General features: G+C 34.0%; 2 protein-coding genes. Both read right to left on the bottom strand.

Translation table 11 applies throughout. The features are described from left to right. Positions 1-266: 266 nt before the first annotated feature. The gene (locus LBD57_RS06320; RefSeq protein WP_373470490.1) at positions 267-16,808 is read right to left on the bottom strand and encodes a hypothetical protein; all 16,542 of its coding nucleotides are present in this window, start codon (positions 16,806-16,808) and stop codon (positions 267-269) included. Between the two features lie 37 nt (positions 16,809-16,845). After that, positions 16,846-17,508 carry a hypothetical protein gene (locus tag LBD57_RS06315; RefSeq protein WP_373470489.1) on the bottom strand — a complete coding sequence of 221 codons (663 nt, stop codon included), beginning with the start codon at positions 17,506-17,508 and terminating at the stop codon, positions 16,846-16,848. Between the last annotated feature and the right edge of the window lie 468 nt (positions 17,509-17,976).

The raw sequence follows: 17,976 nt of genomic DNA, 5'->3' as shown, positions 1-17,976 counted from the left end.
ATATATTATCAAAATTTGTGTCTTTTGGGAAAAATCAAGACTAATCCCATTTGTATTTTCTACTCTTCCCTCTTCCCACAAATGATACGACTGGCAAAAATATGAACTTACTTCCTAATACAGCATGACAACAAAGACTGACGCCTAGGACGGAGTTTATCCTGCGCGAAGCAAAACGCAGTCAAAGGACGCAGGATGATAACCAAATAACAGTAAGGGTAATGGCAAATAAAAAAACAGTTGCTTCTTGAAAGCACATGCAAGCGTTATGCAGCTTGTGATACTGCTTTAACATTTCTTATTTCCATCAACATCGTATGATGTTTTTTGCCTCGATGACCACTTTCAAGAGAAGGTAATATATCATTAAGATTCTTTGGCAATTCGATATTTCTTAATGCATCTTTAGATTCTAAGCCTTTCTTTAAATCATCAATTTTAATTTCAAACACTGTGTCATTTGAAGTGGACGCTTTTACTTCCTCACGCAAAGTGTTAACAAACACATATCTGTTTACTTTGGTAGCGTCTATATTTACTATACGTTCTATCTTGTTTAAGGTCACTTCGTTGATATTTGTCTCATTTATAGCTGCTGTAAGTTCTGGTTTATCTATTGCTATCATCAACATTTCTGATACTGTTCTTATTATTGTTGTCTCTTGGTTTAGCATTGTTTGATCAATTTCACCTTCTGCAAAAAGATTTAGAGCTTCTTTATATGTACTAAATGCTGCAGACGCTATTTCTTCTTTCGTATGTGCTTTTGAAATATCTAACCCTAAATACTGCTGCATAGATGCTGTGTTTTCAAACAGAACAAGAGTTTGCGCAATTGCTATGCTAAATTCTTCTGGTTTTGTAAACCCTACTCCCATTTTACCTACAAGCTGTTCCCCTACATTGACACCTTGATAACCAATATTTTTAAATTTATTATCTACTGATTTCAATACTAATTCCGGCCTTACATATTTTGAAACAAACTCATTGCTGACACTGTTATCAGCATTAAACATTTCGTACTCTTGAAGAACACTTATATCTACACTTGAATCTACAATGTCTTTAATATCAACAACTTTTTGATATCTAGCCACTAGTTCCCTAGAATCAATATTAGCATCACCCAAAAGCATAACAAACAATTTTTCTTGTTTTGTTGTATCTTCAACATAATTTAAAGTGTCCATCATTTTTCCTATAGAAGCTATGTTCCATCTAAACTCTTTTGTAGCTTTGGACTTAGCTGCGTTTTCAAGCTTTTTGTTATAATCTTTTTGCCCTTTAAGTTCTCTCATGGCTAAATTCTCTAGCCTTGTATTATAAGCTTCTTGTGTCTCTCCCTCTTCTTGTTTGTTTTTCCTCTTAAACGTATCATCTCTTGCCAACTGTTTAGCTTTTTCATTCAAGTTTTCTTGCATATTAAATCCTTCTTTAAAAGTCTCATCTTTTAATAATTGTTCTGCTCTTTCTTCAATTTGGTCTTCTTTAAATACTTTTATGTGTCTATAGTTATCACCTAATATTAAGTAAGCTTCCTCGTCAGAAATAACTTGTCCATAAGATTTTGAAGCATTAAGTGCATTATATAAAGATTTTGAAGTAATATTTCCCATATCTTCTTGATTAGCTAAATTTATTTTGCCATCCAAGACAAGTTTTGAAAATGTTTTCAATTTCACAAATTTGTTTATGTCTGAAATTTTTAACTTCTTATTATAATCTCCACTTGGTATAAGATCTTTAATTTTGCTAAAGACACTAAATTTAGCAAGAAGGGCACCTATACCAGCTACGACACCAAAACCTACACCTGCTCCGATACCCGAAGCTGTCAAAGCAGCTACCGTTATTCCAAGTGCAGCAACTATTGCAGGTCCAGCAAAAGCCATACCAACAATTGCACCTACAGCTAACCCTACTCCTAATATTCCTAAGAAAACAACACCTACTGTTGCTCCAACTTTTTTCCAATTTGTATGAGATTCAAAACATTTATTGGTTTGCTCTGGTTTAATATTTTTTACCAACGTATCAAAATTATCCAAAGCTTCCTGTGTTGTACTATCAACTTTGCCTGCAAAGTATAATAAGTTAGCTGTTTTTTCTCTATCTTTACCAACTATATTCACAGCATCTTCTAGAAAAATATCAACACTTTCACTTACGGAGCTAAGATCCCCTTTTGTATCTGTAAAATATTGCCAAGTAACCCCAATTGTTGAACCAGCCGTCTTGAGCCAGCCTGGCATACTTGATGCAGCTTTGCTTGTTTCAGAAGCGTCGTTATTTATTTGAGCCATTTTTGCAGCAGAGGTTTCTAAATCTTCATAAGACTTTACAATATTAGCAAAGTAATCGCCTAGTGCTTTGTTACCTTCAAATTTCATGCTTTTAGTAAGTTTTGCTAAAGCCACAGTTTGCGCGTCTGGCAAAGTATATTCCTTTTGCTCTGCCAGTCCTTTAATAGTTTGCGAGTGCTGCGCAGATAATATTCCTTTTAATTCTGCTAAAGACATATTATTTAATACGTCACGTTGATTTTCTGGTACAAGTTCATAAAAACCGTAAAGTTTTTCTACTTTTGAATAGTCCCAAATATTTGCATCCCATAAAGCGTTTGTAATTTCTTTTATTAATTTTTCATCATACTTTATTTCTCCATTATTAGCTTGCATGTTATCTTTAATTTTATCAGCAAAACCAAGTTTAGACAGAGGCCCATTTTGTAAGAAATTTACAAACTTGCTATTACCTTCTACAAAGTCTTTAGAAATTTTTGCATAAATACGACCTTTTTGAGTAAGAACTTTCTTCCCATATTTGTCAGTTTTAGATAAAGATAAATCCTTATCTAAGTCAGCTTGAACTCTATTTTGCATTGAAGAAATTATCAAGTTTTCAACATTAGCACCAGCAGTAAGTTCTATATCATGACCAACTTCTTTAAATAACTTTAGTTGTTCATCAAGCTGACTTTGAACTTTTTGTAGATCTTGTTTAGCTTTTAGAATATTTTTCATATCTAACATATTAGATTCAATATTATTCATTTCATCACCTAAACCTCCTTCATCAGCGATGTCTGAATAATTGTCTAATTCTTGCTCAAGTTTAGCAATTTTTTGTTCTAAATCAGGAATACTGTCATTATTTCCTGAAATTTTCTTTTGAAGCTCAGAAATTTCACTATTCAAACCGCTAATCTTTGCTAATTCGGCTATATATTCTTTATTGACAGTATTTAATATTTTAATTATCTCTTCTCTGTTATACACTTTATTTATATGCTTTTCATCTTGTTGAAGTATAAAAAACTCTTTTACAGCTTCATATTTCATATCTTTATTTACTTCTACTAGCTTATCTACAAGATTTTTGACATTTTCTATCTGCCTTTTTGTTTGCTCTGCTAAGTTTAAATCTGCAGTTAAAGGTGTATAACTTGAGCCTAATTTATTAGCAAGCCATGCCAATGCCACTGTACTATCAGTTTTAGTAGTGGTCTTATTGAGTTCTTGTTGCATCATCTTTACAAAAAGTTCACCTTTTTGGGTAAGTACCCTTTCACCTTGTTCATTTGGTTTAGACAAGGTATTATCATTTTTTACATAATCTATAACAGCTCTGCTTGTATTATCTTGTATAGAACTTTCTGTTTTAATTGTTTCTGCTCTATCTACAACTGTAGCCATTGGCATTATATAATCTTCAAACGATCTAACTATCTGTACAAATTCAGTCATATCTATAGCGTTACTAAGACCTTTATCTGTAATAGGTTTACTACCATAATAAGCCTCATTAGACATTGCAATTCTAATAGAATCTAAATGATTCCCCATAATTTTTAATTGATCTGCAACTTTAGAGTCAGAACTAAACTTGCTTAACACTTCTTGAAGTCTAGAAACTCTCTGTTGTGCTTCCTGTACACAATTATCAATTGTTTTGCGCATAACCTCTTCTCTAGACTCCGCTTTCATATTTTCGTTAAATTCAAAAATATCTTTTGAAGTAGAACTATTATTTTTAAGAGCATCATTTAGTTCTGCCATTGCTGCCTGTTTTGCCTTACCTTCTGGTAAAGCAGCTACAGTATCTCTTAAAACACTTAAAACCATTCTATCCCTTACTGAGTCTTGTATTGCAAATCTTGTTGATGCATCTACAGATTTTAAATCTTGTATTTTAGATAAAAAAGTCAACACTTCTTTCATTGCAAATTCCTTGACTTTTGAATCTGAAATATCAACATTTGTAGCATTTTTGCCTACACTACTTAGTCTGTAAAGAGCTTCTATAACTTTGGGGTTATTAATATCAAAATTTCCACTCTCCATAATATTTAACCATTCTATAGACTTAAGATCTGTCATATTTCCATTAGCCGCATTACCACTCCACAATTCTCTGGCATAGTTAACAAAAGCAGGATTTGCAGCAAATTCTGCTAAGGTATTTTCTACATTAGCAGGGTCGTACATGAGCAACCTTTCTGTTGCCCATCTTGCAGAAGCACCATCTATATTATCCTGTGTATTAAAATATTGGTTTGGTCTTGCAGATCTTTTTAATGCTTGTGCCATATCTGTATTACTCATTAAATGAGGATCAGCAACAACGTTTAAGTAATTTCCCTGATAGTCCACACCTGTTGCACCCATTTCGTTTGCAATAACTATACGGTGAATATTTTTATTTTTTGCAACATCGGCAATACTTCCCATCTCGTTACCAAGATTTTTGTCAACTGTAATTATATATTTACCATTTTCTTCTTTTTCTATATTAGTCCATTTACCTTGATTATCAGTAAACTCAAATAATTCAACATTAAGATTCTTTAATTCACTAAGCCCTTTGGAAAGAGCGTCTTTGGGAGAAATTGTTTTTGGATTTCCACCGATAAGACCTTTACCGAAAATTTCTATTGCCTGGCAAACTGCATCCCTGAAATTTTGTATTGTTGACTGAGTTTTTGCTAGCAATAAAATATTGTCCAAATCTTTTGCTGCGTTTAAATCTCCTCCTTTTATTTTTTCTAATGTATTTGTAATTGTCTCAACAAGAGACCCCGTTGGGTATTTAACGCTAACCTCTATAACACCTTGAAACATTCCAGTCTCAACACTTTCACCTGTAATATTATGAATTTTACTTGAGCCCGTCCTATTGATAATAAGTTGTTGTAAACCTGCAATTGTCCCAGAAATACCTACCATTCTTGCATTTGCACCTGAATATATAGACGCAAGAGATGTTTGCATGCTTGTTGAACTCATTTGAGTAGTTTTTGACATATGTTCTTCCATTCCCATGTCAGTCACAGGTTGCTCTAAATGCTCAAAACCTTCTCTTAAAGAAAACCCTAACTGACGGTAAATATCTCCGATAACCATACTTTCTTCAATACCCTTAGCACCTACAGGTTTTACTTTACCGTCACTTCCTAATGCCATACCACCATTATCACGATTTGCAAACAAGCCCTTAAGCATACTATCTAACATGCCTGCAGGCGTATAACCTTCTGGTGCAGAAGTGCCTATTTTATTAAGAATAATATCTCTTATACCGTTAGACATCCTTATTTGTAAAGAGCTAGATTGCTGGCCAATAACTGAAATATATTCCCCTTCTAAGGCTTTATTATTTATGGCCATTGTGTATTCTTTCATACTATTGAACCGCACTACTTTAACTTCTTGATTCTGTATTATAACTGGCACAGCTTTATCTATCCCAACTTTCGTCGAATCTTCTACTATTTTTGTAAATATATCTCCAGCATTAATAATATTTGAAATTGAGAGGGCATTTTTTAAAATTTTTCTATCAGGAGGACGATTATCACCACCAATAACTGCTGCCATTTGTGTAAGCGCCCATAAATGCACTTCATCAGCACCAACTCTATTAACACTTGATAAAGCCTCTCTGAATATCTTGCCTGCTTGGCCACCTTTACTTATGGCTTCGTTCATCATGTGTCCCCTCATAGTTGGGTCCATAATAACAACTGTATTAGGGTCATAATAAGCTTGTGTAAGCTTACGTATGTCAGTATCACCACCTTCAGGCTTAAACTCTTTACAACTTATTACTTTCATACCTGCCGCTTCAAGAAATGCCCTAGCAGGAGACCTTGTACTGACATAATTATCTAAATCACTATTTCCTACAAGAATTTCAAGATTTGCAGCTTTACCCATCAAAACCCTCTGTATAAATGCATCAAAAGCTAAAGATATGGTTTTTCCACCTCCCATACCAAGTGCTGCGTTAGAATCGTTTTGTAAAGTTGTAGTAAGTTCTAACTGGGAAGATCTAAGACCATAACCAACATTCAGTTTTAAAAGTTCGTTTGCTATAGTTCTTATAAAATTCATAGCCTCTGAAGGGTTATTTTTATATATTTCCATAGCATCTGTAGACAATTTATCTATTACGCCTGGATTAAATTTTGTAAGCTTTTTTGTTCCTACTACTTCAGTGAAACTATTATCCTTTATATAGTTCTGAGCTTTCTTTATAAAACCTTCTTCACCATAAAATTTTTTTTGGATAGTCTCAAGATTTTCTGGAGTTAAAAGTTTTAATCTTGCTTGTAAAGCATCAACTGCGGTAAAACCAGATTTGTCGAAGAATTCTTTTATTGTTGTATCAGCTATTATATCATCTTTAGGTATATTTTTATCAAGTGAAGTTTGAATCTTATCTAATACATAATTTTTAATTTTGGCAATGTCAAATTTATCAGTAAAATCTTTGGAAATATTATATTCGTTTACATCATTAACAGCCTGCTTAATAATATCTTTAACTACAGAATCTTCTACACCATCCTTTAAAAATTGCTTCAATGTTGACTGTAATTCTTGGTTTTTACTTAAAGTTTCTATCTTCGCTTCAGGAGTTAAATCTTTTAATTCTTTTGCATATTCTTTTACAATGTCTATCATTGTTTTCGCTGCACCATCTTTGCAATTTGCTTCAAGACCCATTAAATCCATCAAAGACATATCTACTTCTACACCATTTTCCCTAGATACAAAATCTGGCGTTACGCCAGCAAACAGTTTAGATATAGCTGTAGGATCTGCACCTGAAGACATTTGTTGAATTAATTGTTTAGGATTAGCTTTAAAAGATTCTATCCGATTTACAATTCTTTCAGTATTTAATTGAACTTCAACTGAATCTATTACAGCCTTTGCATTATCTACATCTATAAGTTTATAAATCTCACTTTTAGCTAAAGATGATAAAATATATCCTTTATTTTCAATTTGTTTACCATCAGCATTTAGCCTAAAGGAGCCTGTTCCAGAAACCAATGCATCTGATGTTGACAATATATTTTGTAATTTTGCTTTCAAATTTAATTTTGTAGATTCAATATTTTCAACAACAAGATCTGCACCTTCTTTACTACCTACAATTTCTTGTATTGCTTTTTGAACTTGAGCTGTTAGCTTATTCTCTGCTCCGAATGCTCCTTCTTTTAATGCAACTTCTATTACTTTATTAATTTGCGCTTCAGATAAATTTAATGCTTTCAAAGATTTAAGAGTTGTTTTTACAGCTGTTGGTAATGCTGTATTCAGTGCAGATTCTAACGCTAGTGCATTAGGATATTTGTCTATAATTTGTTGAGTAAATTCCTTATTGTTAGCCAACGCATCCAAGTTACCTTGAAAAACTGCATTATCATACTTAACACCATTTACTTCAAGATTAAGCTTCATCCCTTTTTCTGTAATCTCAACACGATCTACTGTTATTACATCTTTCCCAGTTCTTATTGCAGGTTCTACAACACCTAAGATTGTATTTGCAAAAGGTAGTAGGCCTTCAGACTTTAAAATATTTGTTAAATCCCTCATCCCTTCTTCTGTTATCTTATTATTAGCATCAACTGCCCCTCTTGCTGTTAATGTCTCTGTTATTTTGTTAATTTGCACCTCTGTTAAATTTACTCCATCAAGAGACTTAAGCGCTGAGTTTATTTCAGCTTTGCCAGAAGTGTCAAACGTCAAAAATTTACCGTCTGATGTTACAATAGGCACCATATCTTTTAATCTAATGTTATTCAGTAAAGATAGTTCTTGCGCATTTACAGTTAACAAAGTACTAACATTTCCACGATCTTTAGCAAAGCCAAAATTCTTTTCACGAATAGCTTTAAGCATACTAATATCTTCTTTGCTAATACTTCCGTTTTCCAGCGACGATTTGATTGCCTCACCAACATCAACAGCCAACCCTTGTACTTTAGCCCTGTATTTATCAAGTTTAGTTCTTTCTTCAAGAGTTGTAGTTCTAGAATACAAACTGTCAGATGCATTTATAATCTTATGAAAATCTTCATAACTTAATTTACCGCTATCTACATCTTTAAGTATATTACTTATTTCAATATTAAGCTCTATTTGTGCAGAAATATATTTTGCTTCCAACATTTTTAATTCGCTTGCTTTATTTTGATCAAATTTTTCTTCTCCAACCTCAACTTTTAGTTTTCTCAATTCTTCTATTTTAGCTGCATCTTGTATTTCGCCATTATTTCTGTAAGAGGTATAAGAGCTATAGCTTTGTGCCCTAACTGATTGTCTTTCTATAGATTTAACTAAATCTTTTGTTGTAAAAGATTCTTTTGCTGCAAAAGATGTTTTAAGCACAGACATCATATAGTTACATATAATTGGATAGCCAGTAGAATAAAGACTTTCAAAAGCATTTATATATGCCTTTAATGGAGTAGCACTAGTATCATTATTAAATTTATATTCTGCTTTCTCTAAATCAGATTTTTTGGAATTAACTGTATCTTGAAGTTTTGTAACATCAGCCTTAGATACAATCTCTTCAAGTCCCTGAATTTCTTTCTTAGTAGAATCTATTTCCTCTTTTTGTTCTGGCTTTAAGCTTTCCAGTTTTTGCCTTTGAATTGGAAGCTCTTTTTCTGCATTTTTAACCAAATCTAGCTCTTTTTGCGCAGTATTTAATTCTTTTTCTGCTTTATTAATATCTTGCTGCGCTCTTTCTAATTCAGCCTTTACAAAACCAATGTTTTGCGGAGGTGTTGTTGCTACTTGTTCTTTTGCTGTACTAATCGCAGCTTCAATAGAATCTATTATCTTTACAAAAACTCTTATATCTTCTCCTTTATTACCTAAAGCATCTTTTATTTGATTCATGGCTTGTTCTGTTAGCTTATTATCTGCTCCGAATGCTCCTTCTTTTAATGCAACTTCTATTACTTTATTAATTTGCGCTTCAGATAAATTTAATGCTTTCAAAGATTTAAGAGTTGTTGAGATATTATTTTTTATAGCCTGAGTTAGCGCAATCTCATAATTTAATCCTTCCAAATTATTAGTAAGAGCTTCGTTATACTCCAATACAGAAGCAATAATATCGTTAACTGGCATATTTATAGAATTTATACCTGAAATATAATTCATTAACAAACGCGCTCCTGAGCCAGCTTCTTTTGCATCTTGCGCTTGAAGTATTTTTGTACATTGCGCTTTAGTAAGAGTACCATTAGAAAGAGCATCAATACGATCTCCGCGTCCTTCAATATTTAACTCTAGAGCTTTTGCACAAAAATCTAAATAATTTATTTTAGCTGATATTGAGTTAAGCACATCTGCTTCAAAAAAACCTGAACTTTGCTTCATAACTGGGCTTGTTGCAATTATTTTGCTTAAATTAGCTCTAAGTCTTTCAATCTGTTCTGACGAAGTTTTGTTTACAACAAAATCCTTTAACACATACTCCGTAAGAAGAGCATTGGTTATTTGTTCGTAACTCATGCCTGGTTTTATATATTGAGCAACCACATCATAATTTAATCCTAAATTTTCACAAACTGTTTGTAAGTTCTTTCCAAAGTCTTGTGTATTTGAGGTTTTAACCTCGTTTATTGAGTTTTTAAGTGCTTCATTAAGCGTTGCAGTAGTACCATCTTTTAAGGTAATATTCTTAGAAGAAGATAAAAACTGCTCACCTTGAAGCTGCTCTTGAGGTGGCATAGCTTCAAACATTTGCATAAAAGCAAAACCCATAAGTTCAGCAAATTGGTCGTCTTCATCACTGTTAGGATCGTCAAATACTTGTTTTGAAATAATGTTTAAAAGTCTTATTTTAATCCCCATATTGTAAAGCATACTTACAGTTTTATGTTGCTGCATAATAGACAATTGCCCTGCTGACTCCATAACACCCATTACAGATCCTAAAACAGGAGAATGTTGCAATGCAGGTCCTAAAACTGGCTTTAAAATACCACCTACAAAATTACCTGCATACATCATAGGACCTGTAAGACTTTCCCAGTTTTGGTTTATAACTGCATTTGCTTCTTTTTTACCAAACTCAGCCCTATAAACAATAGGTTCTTCTTCAAATTCTTCACCTTTTTTCTCTGCTTTTTTCTTTTTTCTTTCTTGTTCTGCATCTGCCTCTTTGTCTGCTTCAGACTTAAATAACCCCATTCCCGTTACATTATTGATAAATTTAACAACTTCTGTATTGGCTAAAGAATCCCCTCCTGTAATTGCAGAATAGATTTGGTTTAATATCCCTGTAGTATATGCCATATACGTGTTAAAAATATTTATATCATGTACCATCATAAGAGTTTTGCTAAAGGACTCTTGAATATATTGTTTAAATTGTGTGCCAAGAGAAGCTGGATTGGCTTTAAAATTCTGCCAAGCTTGCCTATATGCTCCAGTAGAGAATGCATTTCCAACACCTGCTCCAAGCACACCACCTGCCACACTGCCTATTATTAGATATCTAGCCATATCTTCTTTCTTTTTCCCTTTCGCCGCCCATGCAGCAGCTCCCAGAGCCACACCTATACCAGCTCCTCCTACAAGCCCACCCCAAGCCCTTGCCATGGTTGCACCATTAAATTTGCTCCAATTTGCAACAAGGGCACCACTTTGTCCTGTAGTAAATTGCGCTGTTTTCCCTCCAAAAGGGGCAATTGTTTTAGCAAAAGATGTTTTGACAGAATTACCTAACGACGTCCAATCTGCCCTAGTAGCAAGAGCGCCTAAACCAAACCCTAGAGCACCACCAACTGCTGCACCTACTATAAGCTCACCAGGACCTACTTCTCTTCCATTTACTTTAGCTATAATGGCAGCTACTGCCATACCAATACCAGCACCAACAACAGTTGTAGCTACAGTAGATCCAATTTTTGCACCTAGCGACATACCATGTACAATTATACCTTCACTAGCTTGTGAGCTCTCTTTAGCAAGGTCAGACACTTTTAAAGTGCCTCCTTCTTTAATTGCCGACTGAGCAGACATAAGAGGCATTACTATATTTATAGAAACAAGTGTGTACATTGCTTTCATGGCACCCGCAATATCGCCACTTTCCACACTGTCGACAAAACTTCTAGCTGACATATACGATATATATCCACTTAATGCTTGCATGCCAACTCTGCCTACAACAGTAAGTCCTGATTTTATACACTGCCCCGCAAATTGCAAAGTAGTCTGGCCTGCTCGTCTTGCAAAACTTGTCCCTCCTAAAAACATTTCCTTGACAATTTGTCCTGTGGTCATCTTTGCAACATTTCCTGTCAAATTACTCATAAGAGATTTTGATAAACTGGCAGCAACCTTATTTGCAATACTTTTTGCAATTTTTTCTGCAGCCGCTTTTGAAACTTTACCTGACAAAGCTTGTATAACTTTAGCTTCAACATTAGATGCGACGCTAGCTGCTAAATCATCCACAATATTCTTTGCAACTTCTTCTCCTACTTCTTTTGCAACATTTTCTCCTACTTCTTCTGCTACTTCAAAACTTACTGCTTTTGCTAAGCTTCCTGCAATTTGTGCTGAAACATCTTTTGTAATTTCTTTAGCCATACTTTTTGCAACTTCTTCTCCAGCTTCTTTGGCTATCTCTTTGGACACTAGCTTAGAACCTTCTTCTGCTAACTCTTTTGATACTTGTTTTGAAATCTCTTTTGAAACCTCTTCAGCTACTTCTGCACCAACTTTCTCTGCAACATCATCTGATAGCCCTTTTGCAACTTGCATGGCTACGCCTTTAGCAACATTTTTAGCTATAACAGTAGCAACCTGTGCACCAACTGCTGCACCTGCAAATGCACCAGTTAAAGCACCTATACCAACTTCTTTGCCAAACTCTGCCCAGTCAAACTCATCAACTTTCCCTTGCGATTTACGTATAGCATAGCTTATACCTTGGGCAGCTGCAGATACAGCAGCACCAGCTACTGCACCTATTGCCGCGCCTATTGCCATTTTTATCAAAAACTGTTTTCCCAAAGTCATTAAGCCAGATGATATAGCACTGCCAACCTGGCCAGCTCCTACTGCAGTAAGCACAACTGTTAGCAAGGCAAAAAATAGCATTAAACAACCCATTCCTGCCTTTCCAGCTCTAAATGCTTGTATGGCCGAATACGTTAAATTAATAGCACTAACAGCACCGGCTATTGCACCACCTATTGCAACTATCGCCGCAATACCTGCTGCAAGACTTGCTCCACCAGTAAAAATAGCACTAACAATAGATATTGCTGCAATTACTAATATTGCAACAGCAGCAAGACCTGACAGAGCTAAGTCCATACCTCTTTTAACTGCATCAGCATTACTACCATCAGCTTCTACGTTGTTCCAATACCCATACGTTATAGCTGCCCACTCTTTTGCCCATGCCATGCCTTTCATATCTTTTGCCCAAATAAGCGCGCCTAGCGTAAAAATAGTCATTAGAGCCATAGCCAAAATACTAAAGAAACCAACAAAACCATCCCATAGTTTTTCATACCATTTAGCACCATAGGCATCTATACTACCATCATCTTTTATTCTAGAATCATATTTAGCTTTTGTCCCATCAGGTTGTATAATTGACCCTTTTTTAAAATCTGAACCTGGAACAAACATAAAGCTACCCAGCATATTCTGTGTAGCTTGGTCTCCAGAAACACCTTTAAAAGTCCCAGATTGTATTTTATAGGAGTGCATATTATTGCCAAGATCTCTATGGTCAACTATATATGCACCTTGAATTGTAGGACCTTTATATTTTTCGCCACTGTCATCACCTTCACCAGGGTTAGGATCTTTATAGTACGTAACTGTAAGATTTGTAACTTCAAGATCTCCCTTGGTTATAGAAATATTAAATGAGTTATCCTTTTTAGCAATTGTAATTTCTGCTCCTGCTTTCCATATTGCCTTATTTTCATTTTTACTATTGTACTCACTTTCAGAAACTATATTCCAGTGACCATTTTCAACAGTTATATGTAGATTGTTTACTAAAGCATACTTACCAGATGAATTACCCTTTACCTTAAAAGCACCTGCACTCAATTTTGAATATTTTGGTTTAGTATAATCATAGTAATTGTTACCTTTTTCATCTTGCCCAGTGATTTCGTATCCTGTAATCATTTCAATTTCTTTTGTATTTACAAGTTGTTTACCAGTATTATATAGCAGCGTAGCAAAAGAGAATACTTGTCCCTTATTAATAGTTCCAGAAAGTGTTTTCCCGCCACTATCAAGTGCCCATCCATTTTCAACTATAGTAATTTTTATATTAATATTTTCAGTTGCTAGTATAACTAAAGAGTCGTTTTCATCTAATTTTAATTCCAATGTAGTAGGAGAATCTACTGTTATCTTATATATATCGCCATCAGATTTAGTAGCATCATAAGTAAAACCTGCTTTGGTTTTAATCTTGGCAGTAATACCCATGGACTTAAAAATTGCCGATGTAGAAAACGGAGCACCGAGCATTGTTGTAGTTTTGAAGTCCTTATGGTTTTTCTTATGATTAGATACATATTCTTGATATTTTTTCTTTCTATCTTTCTCTGTATTTTGAACTGAACCACCAGACGCTAAATCTACACAATCATCATCAAGAAGAAGCTTATACATGGTAGGATGTTCTTTTTTAAATTTTTGTAAATAAAAATTATACCACTCATCGTATGACATTGTTTTTTCAAAATAATCTGAACCATCTGTAGCAGTAAGATCTATGTCTTCAATACCCTCAGCATTGGATCCAAGCTGTGTAGTTATAGTGTTTTTTATAAATTGTTTTACTTGTTCCTCTGTTACACTTGCATTATATTGCCAGATAAATCCGTCTGAAGGTACCCAATAGTTTCCTGCATAAACCATAAAGCCATCTTTAATATCTAAGAATATGGTTGCTGGCACTCCGTTTGGATCATTAGCAGCCATTCTTAATGTAGAACCTGCCATAGCTTCTGTACCAATACCTATAGCATCTGCTTCCCAACCACGGCTAGTATTTTTAACAGTAATTCTGCTGCCAGCACCGGATATTATATAACCTGTCTCTGTTTCTTTTATTAAACCGTGCGTCCAATTTTGTCGTTCAGGAGCTGCACCTTTATACATTCCACTTGTAGGTGGTTTTGAACCCTCTTCTCTTCTACGTTGGTAAACCCTATCTGTATCATTTAATAAATATATATTTGCTTTATCATGCATAAAAAATGTGCCGTCTGCATTATATGCAACCATATATTCAAAACAAACATTCATACCATCAAAGTTGCCAGGCAAACCAAAAACTTGATATTTGCTACCATCACTACGTGTTACGGTAACACCTTCTCTTGTACTTATAGATGATCCTGTGCTTATACGATACTGCTCCACAGACACTGTCCTACCATCAGTATCTTTAATAGAATACTGTTCTTTAAGATCATCTGCATAAAAGTTAATAACTTGATAGTACTCCCCTTCTTGGAATCCTTGTCCAGCGCTCGGATAAGCTCTCTTGTTTGTAAGTAGTACTTGGCCTATCTGCCCGCTAATTACACCATCTCTATTTGCTTTTAAGCATTCATCAACTGCATTAGTGATAGCAAACTCTTTTGCTGCTTGGGTTTTTAATGCTTTTACTCTCTCCTTATCTTCATCAGAACCTTCCTGTGCTTTTTTATCTAGTTCAAGGATAGTCTTTGTTAAAAATTCTTTATAAAACGCAGTAAACTCTCTTGCCTGTTCTGGAGTTAAAGTAGTAGTACCATATAATTTCATCATAAGCATTTCATACGATTTCTCGCCATATGCTTTATAATAATCTTGCTGAGATTTATTATCAAATTTACTATTATCCCATTTAACTTCTGCACCCAAAACCTTATCTAAATTATTTACCCTCTTAATACCTTTAAAACTATCATTATCTTTTTTTACAAGTACAGTTGTTGTTTCGTTTTCTTTTAGTCCGTACTGTGCTTGCATAGAAGATTTAAGCTCATCTGCTGTCAAAGTTTCTGTTGCTTTATTAATATCTGTTTTTGTAAACGTGCCATCTTTATTTTTTGTTATTGTTATAAAGTGGTTTCCACCAACGTGCACTATTGCAGACTCCCCAGCATTAAGTCCTTTAATTATATCGTCAACATTTGTATCTCTGCCAACATAGTCTTTACCATATTTGGCCAATACTGTTTGTATGGCTTGAGCACTTAACATAAGTTGGCTAGAATTGCCATCTATTAAATCTTGGTTATTTTTTACAAATATTCCAGCTATTGCATCTGCCAAAATAGCTTGAAATGCAAGTAGTCCCTTAGATGTTGCGTCCAAAACTGTGCCTAAAACATCTGCTACGCAATAAACGATATCTTTACCTTCACCAAACAAATTAGCTAACGCCGCAATTACGCCTTTTCTTTGGACGTCGTCTAGTTTTGCAAATTCTGCTTCTACCTCTTCTCTACTTAAGCCCGTTTGTCTGGCAATTTCTTCTACAACAGCTGCTTGATCTTTGTTTTCTTCACCATTTTCTTTTAAGGTTTCTGCAATTTTTCTTACAGTTTCTGACGTGGTAGTAGAAGTTGTAGAGCTTTCAACACTTGGAGTTTGTTGAGCATCTGCAGTTTGCTCCAATTGAGACTGCTCTCCAGAAGCATCATTAACATGCTGCCTTTCCAGACGAGTTTGAGGTTGGACTCCCTCTTGCGTTGGATTATTTGCGTCTTGGCTTGTTTGCTGTTGTTCTTGAGGCACTTGCTGAGTCTCAGGTGCCTGTTGCGATCTGTCTGCTTGCGTTTCTTGTTGCGTCTGTGGAACTTGCTGCTCTGGCTTCCCTTGCCCTTGAGAAGTTTGAGTTTGTCCTTCCTTTCTTTCACCTTCAGTCTGGGTTTGGGCTTTTGTTTCTGCTTCTTCTTGTGTTTGAGATTGAGCATCTATTGCTGGACTATCTGCTTCTTGATTTGTTAGTTGTTTTTCTTGAGTATGAGAGTCTTGCACGGGTTGACGATTTTGACGAGAAGAAGGTCTATTATTAAGTTTGTTATCTACGATATCTGTTAAGCCTTGATCTTCTTGAAAACCTCCTTCTCCTTTTGAAACCATCACTTTTCTGCGGCCATTTTCATCTTTCTGGTCAGACAAATAACCTTTTAATTCATATTTGCCACTGCTAGAATTTTTTACAAATACATTGTTTGTCTTTTTGTCAATTTTTACATTGTCTTGTAAATTGTTCATAACAGCAACCGAATTATAACTTGCATCTCCCTGATACATAACATCTTGTCGAGTTCTTTGAGCATCAAAAGCTTTTTTTCTAAGCTCTTCGTCTGTGTCTGCAAAGGCTGGTAAATTTATTATGTTTAAAATCAAGCACGCGCTAACAAGTATAGAAATACTTTTTAAAAACAGGTTGGCTTTCCAATGCTCTTTAAAATAACCCAACATTTTGGCCTTAAGGTTCATAAAAAACCTCCAAAATATTTATTTATTTCATTAACATTTAAGAAAATAAAAATCTCGGCACATTTGTTACTTTTATGCCGAGATTTTTATTTTCTAGTAAAAAAAGTTTATAAAAAAAAGCATTACTTACAATAACTTTTCTTTGCCTTATTGCAAATATAAACACAACAAACATCAAAAATATCATACCTTTATTTGCACATTCTTGTGAAGATATTTTATAGTTCATATACAATTTAAACAATTCTGTAATAGATATAAAAATACCATTTAAAACAAGTGTGTTTTCAAAAAATATTTTCTTTACTTTATTGTTGTATAAATTTGTATTGATAACCACTACATTATTGTTTGTTGTACTATCATCTTTAGAATCATTTTGATGATTCTTTTGTGCAGGCATATCACTAGCATTACGAGTTTGAAATAACAATTTTTGTAAATCTTTTGATATTTTATTAGATATTATGATTAGAGAGTCATTACAGCGTTTAAAAACATCTACAACCGCACTATGAGTGGCTAAAGCAACTACTAAAACTAAGTTATTCTTATTAATATCAACATTTTTTGGAATAAATCCATTGATTGTCATACAAAATACAATCAAAGATACTATTATATATTTATTTAATAAGCAGTGTTTAAATTCGCCAAAATCTACAATTTTTAAATTTAACAGCGCTTTTATATTCTTCACTTTATGCTCCTTTAAAGCACAACTGAAAAAACAGCAACCGTCAATAATATAATAGATCAAAAATAAATAATTTTGTAAAAAAGTATAAACTAAATTTTTAAAGTCATATTTATAATTTTGTAGCACTTATGGTATATTGTATATTAGTTAGTTTTTGATGTCAAAAGGTTGCTCGGATAAAACCTTATGTTTCAATCATTACTACATACTTGTGAATAGTGTATATAGTTCCCCCAAAAGAAAAAGCAATAATATAAATGTATTTAATACATATTCTCTTCTATAAAAGATTTTGTCTTACCTTTATACCTTAACTTATAACTTACTTGTAAAATTTTAGTTTTTTAGAGTTACTTCAATTCTTGTTCTATTTTTGATTTTACTTCTAATGCGAACTTGTAATACTCTCTTGCTTCTTCTTCTCTTGGGGGATTGTAATCATCCGGGTATCTAACTTTTTCATATTTT

It is taken from the genome of Candidatus Endomicrobiellum cubanum (assembly GCF_031278955.1).
GTDB lineage: Bacteria > Elusimicrobiota > Endomicrobiia > Endomicrobiales > Endomicrobiaceae > Endomicrobiellum > Endomicrobiellum cubanum.
This window is presented reverse-complemented; position numbering and strand designations above follow the sequence as displayed.

Excerpts from the sequence above, each read along its gene's own strand:
- LBD57_RS06320 (WP_373470490.1), bottom strand. The coding sequence starts at position 16,808 with ATGAACCTTAAGGCCAAAATGTTGGGTTATTTTAAAGAGCATTGGAAA.